General features: G+C 69.2%; 19 protein-coding genes. 13 read left to right on the forward strand and 6 right to left on the reverse strand.

What is annotated here, in order from left to right; all coding sequences use genetic code 11:
- Positions 1–173: 173 nt before the first annotated feature.
- On the reverse strand, positions 174–857 hold the full coding sequence (locus ACFWV2_RS27385) for a hypothetical protein (protein ID WP_384408781.1): 684 nt from the start codon (positions 855–857) through the stop codon (positions 174–176).
- Between the two features lie 2,044 nt (positions 858–2,901).
- On the opposite strand from ACFWV2_RS27385, the gene ACFWV2_RS27390 reads away from it, so the two are divergent.
- Positions 2,902–3,363, forward strand: a complete 462-nt coding sequence (locus ACFWV2_RS27390) for a hypothetical protein (protein ID WP_384408783.1) — start codon at positions 2,902–2,904, stop codon at positions 3,361–3,363.
- Between the two features lie 20 nt (positions 3,364–3,383).
- Here ACFWV2_RS27390 and ACFWV2_RS27395 read toward each other — a convergent pair whose 3' ends face one another.
- The 5 genes from ACFWV2_RS27395 to ACFWV2_RS27415 all read right to left on the reverse strand — a co-directional run bounded on the left by ACFWV2_RS27395 (position 3,384) and on the right by ACFWV2_RS27415 (position 8,471).
- Positions 3,384–3,827, reverse strand: coding sequence for a hypothetical protein (locus ACFWV2_RS27395; protein ID WP_384408785.1), 444 nt, complete (start codon positions 3,825–3,827; stop codon positions 3,384–3,386).
- An 8-nt stretch (positions 3,828–3,835) separates the two neighbouring features.
- A complete protein-coding gene (gene dnaB, locus ACFWV2_RS27400; RefSeq protein ID WP_384408786.1) occupies positions 3,836–5,275 on the reverse strand; it encodes a replicative DNA helicase in 1,440 nt (479 codons plus the stop codon).
- 83 nt (positions 5,276–5,358) lie between these two features.
- Entirely contained in the window at positions 5,359–6,462 is a 1,104-nt protein-coding gene (locus ACFWV2_RS27405) for a hypothetical protein (RefSeq protein ID WP_384408789.1), read from the reverse strand.
- Between the two features lie 678 nt (positions 6,463–7,140).
- On the reverse strand, positions 7,141–7,716 hold the full coding sequence (locus tag ACFWV2_RS27410; protein ID WP_384408791.1) for an AAA family ATPase: 576 nt from the start codon (positions 7,714–7,716) through the stop codon (positions 7,141–7,143).
- Positions 7,713–8,471: a GntR family transcriptional regulator gene (locus ACFWV2_RS27415; RefSeq protein WP_384408793.1), complete on the reverse strand. Its 759-nt coding sequence runs from the start codon at positions 8,469–8,471 to the stop codon at positions 7,713–7,715. The genes ACFWV2_RS27410 and ACFWV2_RS27415 overlap by 4 nt, the downstream gene beginning before the upstream one ends.
- Positions 8,472–8,789: 318 nt before the next feature.
- Here ACFWV2_RS27415 and ACFWV2_RS27420 point away from each other — a divergent pair, with 318 nt between their 5' ends.
- From ACFWV2_RS27420 to ACFWV2_RS27475, 12 genes are all read left to right on the forward strand, one after another.
- The gene (locus ACFWV2_RS27420; protein ID WP_384408795.1) at positions 8,790–9,629 is read left to right on the forward strand and encodes a hypothetical protein; all 840 of its coding nucleotides are present in this window, start codon (positions 8,790–8,792) and stop codon (positions 9,627–9,629) included.
- A gap of 103 nt (positions 9,630–9,732) precedes the next feature.
- A complete protein-coding gene (locus ACFWV2_RS27425) occupies positions 9,733–10,155 on the forward strand; it encodes a hypothetical protein (RefSeq protein ID WP_384408797.1) in 423 nt (140 codons plus the stop codon).
- Positions 10,156–10,300: 145 nt separating this feature from the next.
- Complete coding sequence (locus tag ACFWV2_RS27430) at positions 10,301–10,738, forward strand: hypothetical protein (protein WP_384408799.1); 438 nt, start codon at positions 10,301–10,303, stop codon at positions 10,736–10,738.
- A 79-nt stretch (positions 10,739–10,817) separates the two neighbouring features.
- Positions 10,818–11,009, forward strand: a complete 192-nt coding sequence (locus ACFWV2_RS27435) for a hypothetical protein (protein ID WP_384408801.1) — start codon at positions 10,818–10,820, stop codon at positions 11,007–11,009.
- A 205-nt stretch (positions 11,010–11,214) separates the two neighbouring features.
- Positions 11,215–12,960 (forward strand): DUF2637 domain-containing protein, encoded by a 1,746-nt coding sequence (locus ACFWV2_RS27440; protein WP_384408802.1) that lies wholly within the window; start codon positions 11,215–11,217, stop codon positions 12,958–12,960.
- Between the two features lie 187 nt (positions 12,961–13,147).
- Positions 13,148–13,666, forward strand: a complete 519-nt coding sequence (locus ACFWV2_RS27445; RefSeq protein ID WP_384408803.1) for a hypothetical protein — start codon at positions 13,148–13,150, stop codon at positions 13,664–13,666.
- The gene (locus tag ACFWV2_RS27450; RefSeq protein WP_384408806.1) at positions 13,663–13,902 is read left to right on the forward strand and encodes a carbohydrate ABC transporter; all 240 of its coding nucleotides are present in this window, start codon (positions 13,663–13,665) and stop codon (positions 13,900–13,902) included. The genes ACFWV2_RS27445 and ACFWV2_RS27450 overlap by 4 nt, the downstream gene beginning before the upstream one ends.
- Positions 13,903–14,055: 153 nt before the next feature.
- Positions 14,056–16,872, forward strand: a complete 2,817-nt coding sequence (locus ACFWV2_RS27455) for a hypothetical protein (protein WP_384408807.1) — start codon at positions 14,056–14,058, stop codon at positions 16,870–16,872.
- Between the two features lie 35 nt (positions 16,873–16,907).
- Positions 16,908–17,297 (forward strand): conjugal transfer protein TraB, encoded by a 390-nt coding sequence (locus ACFWV2_RS27460; RefSeq protein ID WP_384408809.1) that lies wholly within the window; start codon positions 16,908–16,910, stop codon positions 17,295–17,297.
- 91 nt (positions 17,298–17,388) lie between these two features.
- Complete coding sequence (locus ACFWV2_RS27465; protein ID WP_384408811.1) at positions 17,389–19,542, forward strand: chromosome segregation protein ParM; 2,154 nt, start codon at positions 17,389–17,391, stop codon at positions 19,540–19,542.
- 115 nt (positions 19,543–19,657) lie between these two features.
- Positions 19,658–20,119: a hypothetical protein gene (locus ACFWV2_RS27470; RefSeq protein ID WP_384408813.1), complete on the forward strand. Its 462-nt coding sequence runs from the start codon at positions 19,658–19,660 to the stop codon at positions 20,117–20,119.
- 119 nt (positions 20,120–20,238) lie between these two features.
- Positions 20,239–21,024, forward strand: a complete 786-nt coding sequence (locus ACFWV2_RS27475) for a hypothetical protein (protein ID WP_384408815.1) — start codon at positions 20,239–20,241, stop codon at positions 21,022–21,024.
- Positions 21,025–21,118: the final 94 nt, after the last annotated feature.

Here is a 21,118-nt window from a genome sequence, read left to right on the forward strand (position 1 = left end):
GGGCCGAGGAGCACAAGCTGCGGCGAAGCTCGATAGACCGCTCTCACGATGGCTGCAGCGGTCCTCGTCTCGGTGGTACACCGGCTCCAGGGGCACACGTGTGACCGACCTGGGCACGGGCATTCATCGACGTGGGAACCTGTTGCCAGTCCGTCCGCGAGCCGCTGGCAGCTTCAGAGGCTCCCTTCCGCGGCCATCGCGACATCCACCCGCTGAAGGTGGACTTGTCTGTACTTCCGGACGCTGCCCGTGCACGGCGCTTGGGGGACAGCGGCGCACTGTGGACATGAGACCGCTGCAACAGTCTCGTCACGAGGCTCGGCCGCCAGCCAGGCGGCACGCCGAAGTTCCTGCAGTTTCCGCTCTGAGTCCGCCTCTTTTCTCTTCACGTACGCGGCGTTCATCTCCGCCGTACGGTCCGTCAGCGGGTCATCCAGTACCTTACGAAGATCCCCATCGAGCGGCGGCGGCACTTCTTTCGGCCGGTCATACGCGTACGACTGGAGCTCGTATTCCTTTGGCCAGTCGCAGTCAGCCAGCTGTCGCCGGGCCTTGTGGAATCCCCGTTGGAGCTTCCCCGTCGGGTTCATGCACAGCTCCGCCGCCGGCGCCTCGCAGTGAGGGCAGGACACCGAAAGGATGTCGATCAACCCCCTCCGACGCTCTGCGCGATCCTCAGCGACTCTCACCCGCTCCCGTTCTGCCTCTTCTTCCTTGCGGAGCCGCTCGGCCTCCTTCTCCTCGGGCGTCAGGTGGAAGGGACACCGCGACTCAGCCACCACCCACCCGCAGGGCGTTCCGTCCTTCTTCGGATGCCCGCACAGGTCCGTGTTGTGCCATTCGACGGCGCGTCCCATCTTCCAAGGCCCGGTGTACGTGCCACCGCAGCATGCGTATGACGGCAGATGGCTCGGCTCCAACGGGACTGCGGCGTACAGGTGGCCGGCTACCTCGACCACGAGCTGCGGGGCGGCGCACGCGCACCCGGGCGCCTCGCTTTGTGTGCTCACGAACGGCCTAACGCGAGAAATGGCTGGCCAGGGTCTGAGTTGGCCCGTCTTCACTCACTTGGGTCAAAGTACTGATGCTTCGCCCTGAGACAGGACTGCGTGGGCGTCTTCGCTGGCCCGTGCGACGCTCGAGGGGTGGCAGTCGGGGCATCGCGCCATCCGGGAGGTGTCCTCTCCTGGAAGGGTGACTGACACCCATCGGAGACCGACATCTGGTCCGTCACACCGGCCGCACCAATCAGGCAGAGACGCCAAGCGTGCCGTCGGCAGAGACGGAGGTTCCGGGAGGATCTGACCGCGTGCGAGGGCGGCCTTCACGAATCCCGCGGCCAGCAGACTATAACTGTCCGCAGCCCGATAGCGGCCATCACCGAGAAGCGCGCGGGCTTCCATGAGGAGTTCTTCTGCGGTGGTCAGGTGCTCGTAGGGGGAGGGCACCGGTTTTACCTCTCGTCAGGGAGCACGGGTAGGTCGCGTCGCGGTGACCGAGGCACCGAGCGCCGCTCACGATCACGGATCTGAGGCGGTGGAACTACTGGCGCCGTTCGTTTTTCGCCGGCGACGCAGAAAAGACAGCGCGGTCCTCCGCTCGCAGCGGGATCGACCGGGGCCCCGGGATGCTGCCGGCATCGAGAGTACGAACGCGGTCGCGACAGCTCACGCGCGATGATGAACGCGCCATGCACGAGGTCGGCTACACGGGAGAATTCCTCCCATTCCGACCGGAAGTGCAGATCGAAACTCAGGTCGTTGATCTGCCTCATCCTTTCCAGCAGTCCCTCGTGCGTATAGGGAGGCGGCGGAATCTCATACACACCTGGCTGCCTGGGAGCACCACGGCGAGCCCGCGGGTCACCGACACGTCGGTTGCTGTTGCAAAACAGGCACTGCCCCCACCCCTCTGGCGGCTCAGGATCGACCGGTCCGTTGGGATGGATCTCGCAACCCGTTGAGTTCCGAGGCAGACCGAGATTGCGGACCGTGACAAACACCTTGTAGAGCGAGTCGGCAATCTCGTCATACTCCGTTGGATCTCCGTGGCCCGTGATTGCCCGGATCCGGTCGTCCACGCTCGGGAGACTGGAGCGCAGCTCCGCGAGGAAGAACGGCCGCTTCGTCGGCACGCGATAGGTGGAGTGAGGCGGAAAGTCCACGGGGGACAGAGCACCGCACCAACTACCGCAGACGCCAGTTCGTAAGCGCAACTTCACCCGCACGATGAAGGATCCGACACCATCGGGTGACGGTCAGTCCAAGGGCGATGGGTGTACAGCGGAGATACCGGGAGTCTCCATCCTCACCCGGCCTGGGGCACCCGCCGTAACGACGCCAGTTGATGGCCGGACGCCTTGTCGGTCCGGAAGCTAAGGGGAGGATTCATCTTTCCACCTGGTGGGCGAATTCTCCGAACCGTGCCACGGACCGCCCTCGGCGCACCGCTCATCCGCCTGACGAGCCCGGCCCCCCAAGTGTCCTTCCAGGGGCTCCAACGGCCCCCCTAGCGCCCTGAACGGGCTCCGGCGGTGATCTTCCGCGACTCAGGCGTTTCGGGCCCGTAGGCGCCCACCCGGGGCTTCCCGGCCCCCGTCGGGCCGATCGGCTCGGGATAGCTCGTGCAGTCCGGCCAGGATGCAGGCCTGAGCTGTGCTTCGTACCGTCGAAGATGGCATCCGACAGGACGGACCGCCTGCAGGCCCGCGACCACGCCCCCTGGTCGCGGGCCTTGTTCATGCTCAAGGCCCGTCCACGGGTACGCCAGGTCACGGGCGGCACTCATCGGTTGCGGTCCGGCAGGGCCTGGTCCGTGTGATGGAGGTAGGCGGTGTAGGCGGCCTCGGCGAACCACCAGCTCTCCGGAGTCGCCCGAGGGTAAGGCCGCGGCCGGGCCAGTGTGACGGTTCCGATCGTCGTTGCTGAGAAAGACTCCGATGCCGGCGCGGACGAAGCGCTGGAGCCAGTCGTCCGTGCGAGGGCGCCGGCGCGCGATGCGCACGGCAGCCCCCGCGAACTGCCGGTAGCGGCCGGCGGAGTCGAAGGCGAGCTGGCCGAGGGCGGGGACGGCGAGTTCGGCCAGGGTGACTCGGCACGCCCTGATGGCATGTCGGGTGACGTGCCCGCGGGAGACGGTGCAGATTCCGGCCGGCGTCTGGGAGACGTAGTCGCGTTGGGCCGGGGTGAGAGCCGCCAGCAATACGGGCAGGTCCGCGGGGAGGGTCCCGAGGGTGGCAAGGCCGCCGAAGCCGTAGACGGTCACGGCACCGATGCCAGCCGCCTGCCGGCGGGCGTGCTCGGCAGGGTCGATCTCCAAGTGGAGAACAGCGCTGGGCAAACCGCCGTACGCCACGGTCTCTGAGGCGATCGCGTGGGTGAGGGTCACCGGCTTGCCCCCGTCGCGGCTGGCTTGCCCAGGGCCTTCAGCTGTTCCTGGACAGCGGTGAGGACGTCTACTGGCGGCGTCCACAGTCCGAGGGCACCGCGTGCCGGTACGGGCCGGGGGAGGGGGGTGACGTCGCGGAGGATCCAGTGCCGGTACCCGGGGAACCCCCAGGGGCCGCAACAACCGTCGGTGGCCTGGTGGCAGAAGTCGAGGACGGCGGTGGCAAGGACGGCGCCGCGGGTGCCGGGCCAGGTATGCCCGCCGAGGTGGGCGGCGGTGACGCCGGAGGCGTGGGTCTGCTGCGCGGCGTGGATGAGGATGGTGGTGCCTACGGCGGCTCGGGGGATGGGGCGGCTGCGGTTCTCGCAGCGTTTGGTGCCATGGGTGATGGCGTCGGCGTAGGGCTGACGCACCGTAAGTGCCCGAAATGTCATGTTCATGGTAATTTTCACGTGTGAGCCATGTCGACGAAGCGGGAGTAGTGCAGCTGCGAGGCGAGGGTGATCGTGGCGGTCGCCCCGTTGCGGTGCTTGCCGACGATGACGTCGACCTCGCCGGCGCGCGGGGAGTCGGGCTCGTAGGCATCCGGGCGGTGCAGCAGGATGACGATGTCCGCGTCCTGCTCAAGAGACCCGGACTCGCGCAGGTCGGAGACCTGCGGCAGCTTGTCGCTGCGCATCTCGGGGCCGCGGTTGAGCTGGGCCAGGAGCACGATGGGCAGGAAGAGTTCCTTGGCGAGCAGCTTGATGGAGCGGCTGATCTCGGAGACTTCCTGCTCGCGTACTTCCTGGCGCCGCTTGGAGCCGCCGGTGATGAGCTGGACGTAGTCGATGACGATCATGCTCAGGTTCGGGACGCGGTGTTTGAGGCGACGGCACTTCGCCTGGATTTCCGGGAGCGAGCGGGCCGATTCGTTGATGTACAGCTCCGCCTCGCCGTAGTGCTGCGCGGCGTTCGCCAGCCTGTCCCAGGCCGGTTCGTCCAGGTGGCCGCCGCGCAGGTGGTGCATCGCCACCCGGCCCTCAGCGGACAGAGCCCGCATGTTCAACTCGTCCACGCTCATCTCCAGGGTGATGAAAGCGGCCGGCCGTCCGGCGCCCTCGATGCGCCGGCCGGCGGAGTCTCGCGGCATGGTGCAGGCACGCGCGAAGTCCATGGCGATGGTCGACTTTCCGTGCCCCGGGCGGGCCGCGACGATGATGACCTGGCCGGGCTGCCACCCCTGAGTGAGGCTGTCAAGGTCGGTGAAGCCGGTCGGGACGCCGGTGATGCCTTCACGGGTCCCGGCCGCCTCGATGGCGTCCAGGGTGCCACCGACAGTGTCGCGCGGGAGCAGGAAGTCGTCCTCACGACCGCGGGTCTCCACCACGCCGGCGACCTCGGCGGCCGCGGCTGCGGCGATCTCGTCGATCTCGCCCTCGCCGGCGTACCCCATGCCGACGATCTTGGTACCGGCTTCCACCAGGCGTCGCAGGACGGCTTGGTCGCGTACCTGCTCGGCGTAGTACGAGGCATTGGCGGCGGTGGGCACCGACTGCACGAGGGTGTGCAGGTAGGAGGGCCCGCCGACGCGGTCCAGCTGGCCGCGCCTCTTCAGCTCGGCGCCGACGGTGATCGGGTCGGCGGGCTGCTGGAGCTTGAGCAGGTCGAGGATCGCCTGGTGGATCGTGCCGTGCACCGGCCGGTAATAGTCGTCCGGCTGCAGGATGTTCGAGACTTCGACGCCAGCCTCGGGGGACAGCAGCATGCCGCCCAAGGTGGCTTCCGCGGCAAAGTTGTCCTCCGGCCGAGCTCCGGGCGGAACGCGCTCGAAGCCGCCGGTCTTCCGGCCCTGGTCGTCGTCGGCCCAGTCGGCCTCGTCCGGGCTCGTCTGGCTGGGTACGCTCATGTTGGTCCTTCTGTGGATCATGCGGCCGCCGGGCCTGGCGAGGTTTTCCGGCGGCCGCGCTGCGTGTATGGGCGGCGAAGCGGTCAGATGCTGGGCTTGCGAAGTCCCGCCAGCAGCGCGGCGATCCCCGGCGGAGCCGGAACCGGCTTGTAGTCCGGGTCCGCTTCGGGCATCTTCGGCGGCTGGCTACCGGACCCCTGCGCGGGAACAGCCACGCCGGCCACGATCTCGAACAGCGGCAGGTTCGGCACCCGGTCCCGCTCCAGCACCGAGCCGTAGTTCTTCACACCGGTGGGGTTCTTCGTCAGCTGCTCGACCAGCAGCCTGCGGGTGCGAGCGTCGAGGTCCCCCAGCTTCGGCCAGCCCTGGTCCGCCATGGCATCCAGAAGGACGGGGGCGAGGGCCTTGGCCTTCACCCGTCCGACAGACCACGGCGGCGGAAGCATCTGAAGGAACCGGGCAGCCGCTTCGGTTTCCCCGGAGTCGAAGACCCTCCCCTCCTCCTCCGGCGCAGCCGGCTCGAGACCGGTGGTGCCTGCGAGGGGGTTGGGGGAGGAGGTAGTTACCTCCTCCGGGGGGTGTGGGGGGGACGGCCTTCCGCTTCTCCTGTCAGGAGAAGCTGTCTGACCTGCGGAAACGTCTCGTTTCCCGCTTCGCCTGACAGCGCGTGCCTTGTCAGCGCGTGCCTTGTCAGGAGAAGCGGTTTGACCTGTGGAAATATCATTACTGGCGGGTAGCGTGGGAGCCGCTTCTCCTGACAGGGGAAGCGGGACATCCTGTGGTGAATCGGACGCAACTGGAGGGGCCCAATTCGGGTTCAGGCTGGGGAACTCGTAGAAGGTGTATTCGACCGCGCCGAAGTTGCCGCCGTTCTCCTGGGTGCGGTGCAGAAAGCCGGCGGCCCGCAGCCGGGCGACCGACTCGTAGACGGCCTTGCTGCCGATCAACCCCTTGCCGTTCGAGCTGCGGACTCCCTCGTGGCGCAGCGCTTCCACCAGCTCATCCACGCTGAAACTCTGACCGTCCTCGCACAGGAAATGGATGTGGGCCAGGACCAGAAAGTCGAGCGCGTGGGTCAGGCCGGAGCCGTAAAGCATGTGCCGATACAGCGGCACTGATGGCCGCAGCGCTGGCGCCCGGCCGGTGACCCGAGCCGACCCCGGCTCCTGCAGAAGGTCCCCGGTCACAGAACGCCTCCCTTTCGCCGAGGACCGCGCACCGTTTCGGGGCGCATGGCCGTCAATCGGGCGCCGGTGGCGGACTTGTTGATGACTCGGGGCGTCATCTGGCTCGCGCCCTGCCCCTCCGTAGCCGGAAAGGCGGGGCGGAGGCCGTCGGATAGGGGACGCACGGGGTAGACGTGCACGGCACACCTCCAAGTGGATGTTGTGCCGTGAACACTGCTCAGACGGGCTTGCCCGAAGGCTTGCCTTGGCATCGTGTGGGGGACGGGCTCGGCTTGCCCGATGCTGGGCAAGCCGCCTGGGTCCCGGCTGGGCAAGCCGACGCCGAGGCGGCTGCTCCTGGAGGCGCGGGTATGGGAACTCGCGAGGTTGATGCGAATTGACACGGTTGTCCCTAAAAGAGGGAGCCGTCAGTCAGCGATCAAGGGTGACGCGGATCACCGAGCGTAGGCCCGTGCTGGGCTTCTGCCGGTGCATCTGTCTATTCTGATGGGTAGGTGACTACACGGGCCTCGTGTCCAAGGCACCCGGCGCGGTCACCGCGCTGACTACGACTCCGTGTGCTTGCAGGCTGGGGAGTCGAGCTAGACGGCCGTTCCTGTGTCAGCAGGGCGGCCGTCGCTGTATCTACGGCGGCATGTGCTCTTGCATGAGGGAATCTTCCTCTTCGGGGCTAAGTCGTTAGTCGCGACTCGCAGGCATGTGTCTGCCTGCTACGTCAGCTGGGAGTGCCTCAAAAGCCCTGAGTACGGATCTCGGATCGCCGTTGAAGACGATGTGCAACTCGTCGGTGGAGGGCGGTATGAAGCGGGTGGCGAAGCGCTGCAGGTCGCTCTCGTTGAATTCGATTGAGTTGGCGTCGATCAAAGCCTTTGCGTTCCGTGACTGGATCCGGCGCCAGCGTTCCTCGTGAGGCACAGGTAGGAAGATCAGCAGGGGCGTTCCGCTCGCCTCTCGGATGGCCGAGATCCAGTGAGAGCGCTCCTCAGGTGTCCAAAAGCCGTGGTCGATAACCACATCGTGCCCAGATGCCAGTTCGCGTCGAAGCTGCGACTCGATCTCCCGCAAGATAGGGGCCTCGCGGATCAAAAACTGACCGCGGGGAAAATCTCTCCCGTAGTGGCCGTGGCGACGGAACATCTCCTCGTCCGGGCAGAGTCGCTTGAAGCCACAGGCCTCCAAAGCCCGTGCAAGCGTGGTCTTACCCGCCCCCGGCATCCCCGCCATAACCACTCCGCGGGGTCGACGTGGAGTCATGCGACTACCTCGGACACCTTGGTCCGTGTCCGGCCCGGCGCGCCAAGGTCGACACCGTACTCCAAGACTTGATCGTCCGCGTCGAGGAAGCGCGACGTCAGTACCAAGATCGCCGCCACCGTGTGGGGTGGCAGCTCGAGCGCTTCCAAATCGTCGCCCGTGGCGATGCGTGCCTGCTCTTCGTCGATCCGGCGGACAGTGATGCGGTTCGTCGCCTTGGCGATCTCGTTCAGAGAAGAGCCGTTCGGTAGGCGTTCGCTGCGTAGCAGAGCCGGCACGACTGTGGCGAACTCAGTCGGCAGCCATGAGGTCGAGTAGGCCACGATGCCGCGGGCGTCGCGGTAGACCCGGCTCCGGCGAATGACGTCATCTCCGCCGGCAATGCCGAGTGCAGCTGCTACATCTGAGGGCGCAGCCACTATGGCGGCGCGGTGACCAGATGACTGCTCACCATCGCCCCAGGTGGAGTGAGTTAGCCCGCTTCGATCGTGCCGCTCAGATCCGGAGGATAGGCCGACAGGGCGACCGATTACCTCGGTTCCTACACCTGGAATGCCTTTCACGATTCCTTCGTCGCGGAGGAGTCGCATGGCCCTATCCGCGGTGGCAGTGCTGACTCCGAACTCGCCAGCAAGGGCCTTGATGCTCGGCAGCAGGTCACCGGGGCGAAGGTCTCCCGAGCCGATGCGTTCCCGGAGCTGTTCCGCGATGCGCATATAGGGCGGCCTGTTGTCCGCCCGACGCTGCCCTGTCACGGGGTGTCCTCCTTCCGATCTTCTTTTCCTGGCTACCTCACTGTACCGCTTGACACCTGAGGGTACCTGATGCAACCTGATGTATGTCAAGGAGCTCGCAAGGGCCCCTAGACCAGACGAGTCCTTGCCCTGAGAAGGGCAGGGCCGGGGTTGATAGCTCCATCAAATCCCCCGGATCGGCCCCCTGGCCGAGCGCTCCTCTGCACGTCGCAGCGCTGATGTGCTGCCCGTCCTCCAGGACGCGGCCTTGCCCGTGCACCTGGCGGTCGGAGAACACACCGCGACGCAGTCCCTCTCTTCTGGAACGAGGAGTCCTCTATGTCCACGACGCTCGTGACCCCTGAGACGCCGGCGGCCCGCAAGCGCCGCCGTAAGACCCGTACCAAGAACGTCAGCCACCTGCCGCCGCTCGTCGCCTCCCAGCTCAAGGCCTCCCAAATCGACCTGACGCCGGGCAAGGAGCACCTGGTCTGCGCCGCCTGCGAGCGCTGGACGCCGATCACCGGCGTACAGGGCACGCCCAAGCTCGTTCCGCACCACACCGGCCGCGCCGGCACCGCCGAGCCGCGCCGCTGCTCCAACACCAACCGCCGTGTCGTCATCGACATCGACATCACGCAGTGGCGTACCGAGTGGACCGAGGCGGCCGCGACCGCCGCCGCCCGGCGCGCCACCAAGGTCCTGCGTAAGCCCAAGGCCATCGCGGCTCCGGCCGTCAGCCAGATCACGCCCGCCCCTCTCAGCGCGGTCAGCGCGCTCGACGCCTACCGCGCGCACCTCAAGAAGTGCCGCAAGAGCGAAGGGATGGACCACTGCGGCGGCGCCCGTCGCTGCGCCGACGGCGCTCGCCTCGCCGCCCTGTACGAGCAGCTGCTGCCCAGCCACTCAGTCCACGACCGGGTGCGCACCCGGGAGGCTCAGGTCGACAAAGTCCTGGCGCGCGTCCGGACGACGAGAGCCTCGAAGACGGCGGCGGCCGAGTGGACGAAGCATCACCAGGCTACGACCGCGCCGAAGACGGAGCTGGCCAAGCGCTCCGGCACGGCGGTCGAGGAGGCGAACAACACCCGCAAGCTTCCCCCGCCCGGCACGATCTCGCATCTGCGCGGCATCGAGGTGCCGTTGAAAACCCTACGTCCCAAGCGCCCCGCCCGCTGACCAGCTCCCGCACAGCCACTGCGGCCCCGGACACCCCGACGGCGGGGTGTCCGGGGCCGCGGGCCGCTCCCGCCCAGCCAGACTCACCGACCCGGAGAACCTGATGCAGACCACCCTGGCCCTGACCGTCCGGCTGACCGCCGGGACCGACTACGACGAGACCTTCGACACCGAGGCCCTCGCCCTCCTAGACGCTCTCGACGTCGACCTCCCCGCCATTGACGACACGACAGTGGACCTGGACGTCTACTACGGCACGCCGCTGGAGATGTACGAGCCGGCGGGCACGCTGCGGGAGATGCGGCAGCACGCCGCCGCGATCGTTGCCGCGCCGGTCGACCAGCGCTACCAGCTGTCCCTTGCCCACGGCGCCGAGATCAGGGCTCGCGTGGACGCCGCCCGCGACATCGCCGCCACGGACCCGACAGTCATCCCCTTGGTACGCGAGCGACTGGCCGACGTCCTCCTCCACGCCGCACAGCCGCACGTCATGCGGACGGCCGCCGTGACGCCGCTCGCGGCCTGACACTCGCACGAACGACCACGGCCTCGGCCGCCCCGCACCATCCGGGGCGACCGAGGCCGTGGCTGCTCGTACGACAGCCGACCAGAAAACAGATCGGCCCCCGGATGCACCCGGGGGCCGATCGAGGACCTTGTAGGAGGCCCCCTTGAACCGCTCCAGCATCGCACACACCCTTCCCCGGCTCACCGGTAACTGCCCGAGCTGCAACGGCCCGTTTGAGGCCTGCCGCTGCGGCGCGCGCCCCACGGTTCCGACCGGCCTGTCCGTACGGGCTGGGACCGTCGATGACATCGAGCGCGAGGACGACGCGAAGGGCTACGAGCCCGAGAACGCCTTGAGGCTGCACCGCCTCGTGCGTCACCTCGTGGCCGACAGCGACCACCGCGCCCAGCAGGCCGGCCGTCAGTCCCGGCGCACCCTGGACCAGATGGTCCCGGAGCGCCAGCGCCGCGAGTTCCTGTCGCTGGTCGGTCCGGCGCGGGTCGCCGACGACGTCTGCCCGATGTGCGAGCACTGGCAGTGCCGGTGCAACAACTCGCTCGCCCCGGCGTTCGCCGGGGCCGGATCGGTCCGGGGGGAGTGAGCGCGGTGACTGACGCCGAGCGCGAGGAACTGTCCCGGAAGGTCGCCGAGGCCAATCGGCAGTCCCGGGAGAACCCGAAGTGAGCCGTCAGGCCGACGACCTGTACCGCCGGTACATGGCCGCCGATACCGCCTACCGCACCCACGCCGCCAGCTGCGACGCCTGCACCTGCACCGCCCCCGGCACGGACTGCCCGGCCGGGACGCGGGCGTACGAGTCGTTCTCGACCCTTCAGGCGGCCTACCTCAACAAGCTCAAGCCCCGGAACTGACCTGCGCGGGGCGTGCGGAGTCCGCACGCCCCGCGCAGCACCGCTTCTTCCCACTGCCCCCGGCGTCCGGCCGGGGGCGGTCCTTGTCTCCGAAGGCCTTCCTCCTTCTCCGCCTGACGGTGACCCGCAGTGACCGGCTGCCGGTTGCCTGATCCGCCCTGCCCGGCCGCCAGGCCGTCCGGCACGACCGACCAAGGAGTACACGATGACGATCAGCACCGATTCTTCCCGCCCGGCCGGGACTCCCTTCCCGCCCGGCCCCTACGACCCCGACCTCCACCCCGACGCCCAGGAGCACGACTTCGCCGACGAGCCCGACGACCCGGGCGACGAGCAGCCCGTGGAGCGCGTCTATGCGAAGTGGGAGCTGTGGCTCGCGGGCTTCGGTGTGTTCCTCGGCACGGGCGTCGCCGTCCTCGGTCTCTACAGCAGCTTCGGCGCCCTGTACGAGAAGGCGAAGCTGCCCGCGGCTGAGGGCGGCTGGGGGTGGGACGACCCGTGGCTGCTGCCGGTCGGCATCGACGTGTCGATCCTCGCCTTCGGCATCGTCAACCTGCTGCTGATCCGGTCCGGCCGCCCGCTGTGGTGGATCAAGTGGGTACCGCGCGGCGGCACGATCGCCACGATCTACCTCAACTGGGAGGCCGCCAACACCGTTCCGGCGCAGATCGGCCACGCCGCCCTCGCCGCCCTGTGGGTGATCTTCTCCGAGATCGCCGCGCACCTGTACGCCGCGCACATCGGCGAGGCCGGCGGCGCGCGCCGGATGGGCAAGATCCGGCTGTCGCGGTGGCTGACCCAGCCGCGGACGACGTGGCAGATCTGGAAGCTGATGCGGCAGGAGGAGATCACCTCCTACGAGGGCGCGCTCGCTCAGCACCAGGCGTGGATGGTCTACGCCCAGCGGCTCGCCTCGAAGTATCAGACGCGCCGGTGGCGCCGGCGGGCCACTCAGGAAGAGCTGGCGCCCTTTCAGCTCCGCAGGGTCGGCCTTTCAGTCGAGGAGGCGCTCGCGGTCCCGCTGATGGAGGAAGTCCGTGAGACCCAGCGTCTTGCCGAAGCGGCTGTTCAGCGGGCCGAGGCCGAGATTCAGAAGGTCGGTGCGGATGTTCAGATCCAGACCGCCCAGCTTCAGGCGGAGGTCGACAAGATCCGTGCCGAAGGCCGTCTGAAGATCGCCAAGGCGGAAGCGGAACGCGAGGCTCAGGCGGAGATTCAGCGGGCTGAGACCGACTTTCAGATCCGCGAGTCCGAGCGTCAGCACGCCCTCAAGCTCCAGGAGGACCAGGCCGAGGCAAAGGCCCAGGAGCTCGCCGACGAGACCGAGGAGCGCCGCACTCTCGCCCGTATCGAGCGGGAGAAAGCGCAGGCCAACTGGGCCCGGGAGAAGCAGCGGATGGCCTCGGAGGGCACCGAGGAGGAGCGCCGCATCCAGGCCGACGCCGCCGCCCGCGCCGAGCGCGAGGAGGCCGCCCGGCAGGCCGGCATCGCCCAGGAGCTGGAGCGCGCGGCCCGCGCCGAAGCGGACCGACTGAAGGCCCTCGCGGTAGCCGCTGAACACGAGCGGCTGGAAGCTGAACGGCGCGCTCAGGCCGTGAACGCGGCTAAGCAGGAGCAGCTCGACAGGGAGGAGATCGCCGCTTCCGTCACCCGCGAGGAGAAGGCGAAGGAGGAAGCGGCTGAACGCCGGGCGCGGGCCGCTGAACATGAGGCGCGTGCGGTTGAGCACGCGGCCCTGGCCCGGATGAACCAGGCTGAGTGGGACGCCCACCGGGTCGCCGCGATGATCCATGCCCGCGGCGAGAGCGCGGTCACCATCCGCGTGATCTCCGAGGAACTCGGCATCTCCACCGGCTCCGCCCACGACCGCAGGACCCGCGCCGTCCAGCTCCTCAAGAAGCAGACGGAGAAGGGCGACCAGAGCGCCGAGTCCGTCCTGCGCGCGGTCTGACAGGCAGCTGACCTGCTCGAACGAACCAGTTTCGACGGTTCCACCGGCCCCCGGGACGAGGAAAGCGCCCCGGGAGCGCGGTGAAGGCGCCGAAGCGCCGCCACCACCCTGCCACGGCCACGCCCCGGAAAGAGGCGAATCCGCAGGCGGACAACCCGATTCACCTATCCCCTTGGAGGACGAACCCGTGAATCCCGAGCCCCGTCCCGAGGCGGCCCCGCAGGGCCGGCCGCCCGGGCACAACGCCCTCAACCCGCTGCAGGACGTGGCCGCCAACGCGGCCGCCACCGCCCGCTACCTCGCCGACATCCAGCGGGTGGTGCGCGACACCGAGCGCCACCTGGCCACGCTGACGGACGAGACCAGCGTCCACCTGCGCGGAACCCACCTGGAAGGCGACCATTTCTGGCACGCCAAAAAGCGCGCTAGGCCGGTGGAAAAGGCCCTGCAGAAGGTGCTGAAGGACGCCAAGAATCTCGCCGCCGACCTCGAGGCCGCCGCATACAGCCGCCGCGCTTTCGACGAGAATTGCGCGAACACGGTGAAAGATCGGAAGGAAAAGGAGTTGGAAAAGCAGCGGAAGAAGAACCCGCAGCAGATCCCGCCCATGCCCGCCGCCCCGCCCGGACTTCACAACAAGCCGGAAAGCAGCTACGCTTCCCCCGTGTCGAACATTCACGATCTGCGAGGACGTGAATCGGCGTGAGCAACGCAAGCCGCCCGCTGACCCGACACGAAGTCAAAGCGCAGAACTCCCGCGCCTATCTCCTCCAGCAGCGGGACGACTACATTCGCCGGTACGGCGAAGACCTCGGCGCTTTTCACTTCCTGATGATGCTGCTGAAGACGCAGGGCACCAAGGCCCACAAGCGCGGCGACATCCAGGCACTGCGGGCGTTGGCAAACGATCTGCACGCCGTCTACGTCAAGCACACCCAGTAGCACCCACCCACGAGGCCCCAAGGGGGCCGGCCGCCACGGCCGGCCCCCTTCGGCTTGCCCCCAACGCCCGCACGCCCGCCCACCCGCATGCCCGCCCGCGTACACGCGTGTACGCGAGGCACCCCGACCCTGTCAAGGAAGGAGCCCGACACGGTGTCCAGCACCTCCGACGGCCCCGGTGACGGCCCCGGCCGGCTCATCCCCTTCCCCCCGGGAAGCGATGTCACCGACCGGCCCGTACCGCTCGCCGATATCGACCGCCTCATTCCCCCGCCCAGCGAAATCCCTCCGGAAAGCGCCATGGAGCGGACGATCGAACTACCGCCCGTGCGGGAGCCGATCGCCCCGGAACGCGTGCTGCACGCCGAATCCGCCCCTGCTCATTCCCCGGTTGAATCGGAATCCGGCATGGGAGAAGAGAGCGGTGGTGAATACGAATACGAGTCGCGGCGGACCGTTATGGAAAGGATCGGCGACTGGCTCGAATACCGTATCGCCCGGGGAAACGCCGCTCTCGAGGCCGAAGGCCCCTACCGGGAAGCGGTCATTGAAGCGAAAGTCGCCCGCCTGAAATCGGAAAGCGAACGCGAAATCGCACTGCTTAAGGCGCACAACAAACTGCGCCAGGCCGGTATCCAGGCGGCGGCCGACAAAAAGACCGCTCAGGGAAAGGGTGATGCGGCCGTGATGAAGTCCAGCTCCGGCCCCTCCGGCGGGAGCTGGGGCGGTTCCGGTAGCGGGCGCGGCGGGTCTGGCGGCGGCCTGGGCGGAGGCGGCAGAAACGCCCCCGGGCCGAGCGGCGGCCGGGGCGGCGCGGGGTCCGGGGCGGACAAGGGTGGCCGTAAGGACGTCAGGTCCTCCGCCGCGCAGTCGCCGACCTTGGCGAGGGCGGACGACAAGGCCCGCGAGCAGCGGACCAGGGCGAAGGCGGACCAACGGGCCGCGGCCGTGAAGGCTAACGAGGACAAGCGCCGCCAGAAGGACCAGCCCCGCCAGGAACGGCAGCGCGCAAAGGAGCAGTCCCCGGCCGGAAGTGGCCGGAGCGGAGGCGATGGCGGCCGAAACGGCACCAGAAGCCCCGGCGCCGCTTCGCCGCGTCAGGAGCGGATGGCCGCCCGGCAGTCCGCCCGAGCCGAGCGGCACGCCGAACGCGGCAAGGCCAAAAACCAGCGGCAAGCGGCCGAACACGCCTCCGCTCTGAAGGACCGAGCCAAGGACCGCGACCAGGCGCGCGCCGAGCGGCAGCGGGCCCGGGACAAGGAATGGGCGGACCGCGAAGCCCGCGAGGGTCAGGAGAAGAAGGACCGGGCCGAGCGCGCCGCCGCCCGCGCAGCCAAGCGCCAGGAGCGGAAGACCAGACGCGAGGAGAAAAAGGCGGCCGGCGCAGGGCGTACGACGTTGGGCGAGGCAGTCGGGGCGGAGGCGCAGCGACGGTTCGACAAGCGCCGCCAGGCCGCCGAGGAAGCCCGTACCGCCAAGGACAAGGCCGGCGATGGCAAGGCCGGTACGGAGAAGGACAAGGCCAAGGCCGACACCAGCGAGCCCAAGGAAGGAACCGAGGCCAAGAAGGCCAAGGAGCAGGCCGACTCCGGAAAGCCGGGTCCGGACTCCGAGAGCGTCACGAAGGATGACGGCAAGGACGAAGTCGGCAGCAAGGAAGCCGAGGAGGCCAAGAAGGCTGCCAGCGACAAGACGACGGAGACCGGCGGCCCGGCAACAGACAAGACAGAGGAGGAGAACCCAGGCGAGCCCGGCACCGACAAGGCTGCCGGGAAGGAGGAGAAGGGGCCTGGCAGCGACGACGGCAAGACCGGCAAGTCCGCCGGCCCCGAGGAGTCCGCCGCCAAGGGCCCTGGAAGCCCCTCAGAAGTCCCGGCGGGTGCGCCTGCGGGTACGGAGTCGGAAGAGGCCGAAATCGTCGAGGAGAAGCCGTCTGGCGGCTCCGAGGAGACGGTTGCCGACGAGGAAACGCCCCCGGGGAAGCGTTCGTTCGGTGAACGCGTCAAGGACCGGCTCATCAAAAACAAGCCCCCCGTCGAGGAGGAGCCGCGGACTCCGCTGTGGATGGAGGCGGAAGGAGAGCGCGCCCGCCCTCCGATGCGGCCGCAGCCCAAGGACGACATTGTCGACGCCCAGGTCATCAGCGAGGGCGACCGCCTCGACGAGGGGACCCGGGAGGCTTTCGAAGCTGCGGCCCCCCGCAGCCGCGAGAACGCCCACCCGTCCGAGGAAGTCTCCCCGAAGGGTGCCGCCGAAGAGGGTCGGGCGGCATCAGGGGAACCCCCCAGCCCCGGTACACCGGCCGTCAAAGACGGCAAACCAGCTGAGAAGGCCAAGCCGTCCGACGCCGGCGAGGCGACCGGCGGCGAGCCCGACCCGTTGGCGGACCTCACCGACGCCCAGCTCCTGGGATTCCTCGTCCCCGGGCACTCCCGCCCGCCCGCGCCTTCAGCGCCCGTTTGGGACGACACCGCCACCCCGGCCGGGAGCGGCCTTGAGGCAGGAATCCCGGCGCAGTCCGCACCACCCGACACCACCCGCAAGGAGGCCCCGCCGATGGGCAGCACCTCGGCCGGTTCGCAGCTGGCTGCGAAGCACCAGACCGACATCACCTTCGACCAGTACCTGGTGGGGATGACCAACATCGCCCTGGCCGCCCTCAGCGACAAGGAGACGGCCGAGGAGATGATCGGCCGTCTGCTGGCCACGGCCAAGGCACTCCAGGAGATCGCCGACGACCTGGCCGACGACCACAACATCGACAAGAAGATCGTCGCGCAGATCAGCGAGCTGTCCGAGGCGCTGAACGCGATGACGGCCCAGGCCACCCGGTGCGCCCAGGAGTGCGCGGACGCCGCCGAGGCCGCCGTGCAAGCCGCTGGCGGCGTCGCCCGCGTCTACGGCCAGGACATGGACGCCAAGCGGGAAGCGGGCCTGGTCCACACCTCGGCCGCCGCCCACCACAACTGACCCGGCCCGCGCCACCGAGAGAGGACACCAGCCTGATGAGCAGTGACGAGATTAAGAGCGACGACAACGGCTACCAGGACATCCAGGCCAAGTTGACCAAGTTGTCGAAGGCGCTGGACGACAAGGCCGTCGAGCTGGAGGCCCTGCGGCGTCGGATGCAGACCAACGCGAAGAAGGCCGAGGACACCGCCAAGGCCATCGAGAACGGCGACCTGGACCCGCGGTTCGTGGAAATGACCTTCGCGGTTGCCACCGCGCTGGGCGGCGCGGCCGTCCAGATCCGACACCTGATTGAGGACGCGGTCGCGGGCGCGGCCCACTCCCGCGTGGTCCAGGGATCCCACGCCAAGCTCTACGGCCGGCTCGACGAGATCCGCTCGGGCCGCCGGGAGAAGACCCCCAAGGCGGGTTTCTTCGCCGAGTAGCTCCCGCCACACCCTCCCCCTCTCGTCCCTGTCAGGGGCCGGACCGTCATCGCGGTCCGGCCCCTGACACTGTTCCCCCAGGAGAGCCCCGATGGTCCTGCCGCGCAGCGTGGCGCTCGAACGCCTCGCCTACACCCTCACCGCCCCCGCCCTGGCCCTCGCCCCGAACCTCACCCCCGACGGCCCGGCGAACATCGCCCTGCTCCTTCCGGGCGTCGTCGGCGCCGGGAACATGATCCACGCCGCCACCAGCCGCCTGCCCGGCTCCGGGCAGCGCATCATCCGCTCCTTCCCGTTGGCCTTGGCCGCCGGGGTGGACCTGGCGGCGGTGTGGACGCCCGGATATGGCCCGCTGCAGACCGATGTACTGCTCGCCGCCGGATGGGCCCTGTTCTGCTCTGCGCTCGCCCCCCTCTCCCGTACTGGCCGGCGCGGCCACCGGCCCGCCGCGGCCACGGAACTCCCCAGCGTCCCGGCCGCGTCCGCCTTGGCGGCCCTGCCCGCCCCGGCCGAGCCGGTACGCGAGCCGCTGCACCCCGAGGACGGCGCCACGCTCTACACCCGCAGCGCCCGCGAGCTGTGGGAGCGGGCCGGTCTGCCGGGCGGCACGCTGCTGGTCAAGGCGATCCCGGACCGGGACGCAAAGCGGGACCTGACGATCCTGCTGCGCTCGAAGGACCCGGGGCGCCCGATCCGGTCCCTCTCCCCCGCTGATGTCGCGGCCGCTTTCGCGGTGCGCGAGGAGGAGGTCGTCTTGGCGCCGGTGGAGCAGCAGAAGGACGGACGGCAGGGCGGACCGGGCTGGCTCCAGGCCCACATCACCCCCGACGCCACCGCCCGCCGCACCAAGACCCCCACCCTGGAGGAGCGGTGGGCCGACAAGGTCGCCGGACCCAAGGGCGGCGCCCCGGGCACCGAGCTCGTCGGCCGCATCCGCGACGACGAGCGCGGAGTGACCTTCTACCGGGCGAAGATGCTCGACGAGACCGAGGTGCCGCAGATCGACCTGGCCAAGGTCTGCCGCGGCCTGGGTATCCCGGCCGACGACTCCTGCGTCTTCGTCATCGTCGACGGCCACGAGTTCCTGATCAGCGTCTTCGACACCCCGCCGCTGTCGCAGACCTTCCTTGCTACTCGCGAGCTCCTCACGCCCGATGACAAGGGCATGTACGTGTGCGGGTACACCACCACCGGCCAGCCGGTGAAGAACATGATCTTCCAGCACGATAAGAACGCGGCACGCCACGGCCTGATCCTGGGGGTCTCACGTTCGGGTAAGACGCAGTTCTTCGCCATCGACATGGCCGCCATGTCGCTGGCCGGTCAGGTGGTGTGGCTGGGCACCGTCCGAAAGGACGAGAAGACGAGCACGCTCGGCCGGTTCATCGACCGGCAGGGCTCCAACGCCCTGTGGATGGCCCGCTCCCTGCGCGCGGCCAGGGCCCTGTGCGACATCCGGGCGGAGATGCCCTGGTCGCACGACGGCCAGCCCCACGACTACAAGCCCGGCGACCCGCGCTGCCCCTACCGGCAGCTGAACGTCTTCGGGGACGAGTTCATGACCTGCACCAAGGACGAGGAGTACGGCGAGTTCATCCAGACCATCGCCGACGACCTGACCGTCACCGGCCTGAAGTACGGCGTGGGCTTCAACCCTGCCGGCCAGTCCCCCTTCGCGCACGACGGGTTCTCCTCCGGCATGAAGGCCAACCTCAGGCAGAACTCCCGCGCGGTCGTGTTCAACATGGGCAACCCGAGCTCCACCCGGAAGGCCGTCGAAGGCACCATGGAAAACGCCCACGACGTGCCGACGATCCCCACCCGCTACTCCCAGCAGGAGGGATCCGTGATCGAGCGGGCCATGCGCGGCGAGGCAGACCCGGAGAACGGGGTCAGCACGGGCGGCGTCGCGGTCATCGTCCTGGACAACGGCCGCGCCGTCCTCATGCGCAGCCTGTACGCCGACTTCGACACCGACCTCGCGAAGATCTTCCCCGACGAGATCGTCCGGCTCACCGACTACGAGATCAGCGAGTTGGAGAAGCGCGGCCTGTGGTTCGACTGGAACGAGCCGGAGCGTCCGGGCGAGTTCCACCCCGCCCCCGACGACGACGAAGACGACGACGGACCCCACCGGCGCGGCGGCGGAGGGAAGCCCGGAGGCGGCAAGCCCGGCCGCAAGCGCCGGGAAGAGGTCACCTCCGCCCGCCAGGCCCTCGAGGCCATCAAGACCCTCGTCCCCTGACCCAACCCCCTGCTCACCTCACCCCTATGGGCCCGGTCGCGTGCTGCGCGGCCGGGCCCACAGCCATCCCCGATCGGAGAACACCATGGACTTCCGCCCCGCTCCCGACCGTTCAATGTCCGACACCGAGGCCGCCGCCGAGGCCGAGCGGATCCTGCGCACCGCGTTCCGCGACGAGCCGCCGGCCCCCGCCTCGACGTCGTTCCGGGACGACACCCCGCTCCCCGCCTTCGGGACCACCCCGCCGGTGCTCCAGCCCGAGACCCGGATCGTCCCGGCCTGGGCGGCCGGCACCGCCGTCGCCTCCATCGGGATCGGCGCCGGGATCACCGGCGTCGGCTGCGGTGCCTGGCTGATCCTGCAGGGCCTGGCCGCCGTCACCCTCACCTCCGTGCTGATGGTCACCCTGCCGATCGCCGCGCTCGCCGCCCTGGCCACCGCGATCGGCAGCGCCGTCCAGCACGCCCGCGCGGCCGTCACCCACACCGAGAACCACTACAACGCCGCGGTCACCCAGCACGTGCAGCACACCGAGCAGACCGCCCGCGGCTTCCTCGGCCGCATCACCAACCGCTGAATCCGGTCGTTCCGCCCGGCTCTCGTCCCCCGCCCCCACGGCGGCCGGCAGGACGAGAGCGGGACAGGCCGCCCGGCCCCAGCACCACCACCCTCCCCTTCGTGAAGGAGTACCCGGCGATGCAGACCGGACCGAACAACAACCCCCAGCTCCCCCGCCCCACCCGGACACCGAAGCCGCCCTCGCAAAACGGCGTACGAACACGCCTGGACGCCGCCGGCGCCTGGTGGAACCGCGCCTGGGAAAAGGACGGGGTCCTGCACGGCGTCTGGGAGGACATCCGCCGCGCCCCGAAGGCCGACTGGCACGGCCTCGCCCACTGGATCAAGGCCCTCGTCCTGGTCATGGCCGCCGTGGTGATGGTGATGCTGCTCGGCGCGGCCGCAGGCGTCCTGGGCGCCCTCGCCGACACGGTCACCACCGCCGTGCCCCGCCCGCACGTGGACCTGGAGCACGACACCAGGGGCATCTGGCCCACCCTCACCACCCCCATCCGGACCTTCCTCGACGGACAGGCCGCGCACCTGCCCGCCCTGTCCGGCGCCACCGTCTACCTCCTGTGGCAGGCCACCGGCCTGACCGGCCTGATCGGCGGGTTCCTGCACATCAGCGGCGCCCGCATCCTGTGGACCCTGTGGGGCCTTTCCAGCGTCTGGATCGTGTGGTCTGCGTCCCCGGCCGGCGGACGGATCCTGGCCGCCGCGCTCGCCGCCGTCGTCTGGGCGCTCGCCAGCATCCTCGCCCTGCGCGGCCTCACGTTCCGCCCCGTCATCTACAACCACCAGGCGGCCCCGGCCGCGCCGGTGTTCAGCCCTGAACTCCACCTGCACGCCACCCTGCCCGCGCCCACCCCACCCGGCAACGACACCCCGGGCCCGACGGTGATCCGCTTCCCCAACCACTAACCCACCCCTGTCGCTCCGCCTGCTCCTCGCCCACCCCCTTCCGGGTGCGCGAGGGCCGGACAGGCCGACCGGCCGCCGCCGCGCCCCGCCGACT

Source organism: Streptomyces sp. NPDC058671 (assembly GCF_042716475.1).
Taxonomy (GTDB): domain Bacteria; phylum Actinomycetota; class Actinomycetes; order Streptomycetales; family Streptomycetaceae; genus Streptomyces.

Coding starts and splice junctions, on each gene's coding strand:
- ACFWV2_RS27425 (WP_384408797.1), top strand. CDS start 9,733: ATGCAGACCACCCTGGCCCTGACCGTCCGGCTGACCGCCGGGACCGAC.
- ACFWV2_RS27465 (WP_384408811.1), top strand. CDS start 17,389: ATGGTCCTGCCGCGCAGCGTGGCGCTCGAACGCCTCGCCTACACCCTC.
- ACFWV2_RS27460 (WP_384408809.1), top strand. CDS start 16,908: ATGAGCAGTGACGAGATTAAGAGCGACGACAACGGCTACCAGGACATC.
- ACFWV2_RS27470 (WP_384408813.1), top strand. CDS start 19,658: ATGTCCGACACCGAGGCCGCCGCCGAGGCCGAGCGGATCCTGCGCACC.
- ACFWV2_RS27475 (WP_384408815.1), top strand. CDS start 20,239: ATGCAGACCGGACCGAACAACAACCCCCAGCTCCCCCGCCCCACCCGG.
- dnaB (WP_384408786.1), bottom strand. CDS start 5,275: ATGAGCGTACCCAGCCAGACGAGCCCGGACGAGGCCGACTGGGCCGAC.
- ACFWV2_RS27385 (WP_384408781.1), bottom strand. CDS start 857: ATGGGACGCGCCGTCGAATGGCACAACACGGACCTGTGCGGGCATCCG.
- ACFWV2_RS27420 (WP_384408795.1), top strand. CDS start 8,790: ATGTCCACGACGCTCGTGACCCCTGAGACGCCGGCGGCCCGCAAGCGC.
- ACFWV2_RS27440 (WP_384408802.1), top strand. CDS start 11,215: ATGACGATCAGCACCGATTCTTCCCGCCCGGCCGGGACTCCCTTCCCG.
- ACFWV2_RS27395 (WP_384408785.1), bottom strand. CDS start 3,827: ATGAACATGACATTTCGGGCACTTACGGTGCGTCAGCCCTACGCCGAC.
- ACFWV2_RS27410 (WP_384408791.1), bottom strand. CDS start 7,716: ATGACTCCACGTCGACCCCGCGGAGTGGTTATGGCGGGGATGCCGGGG.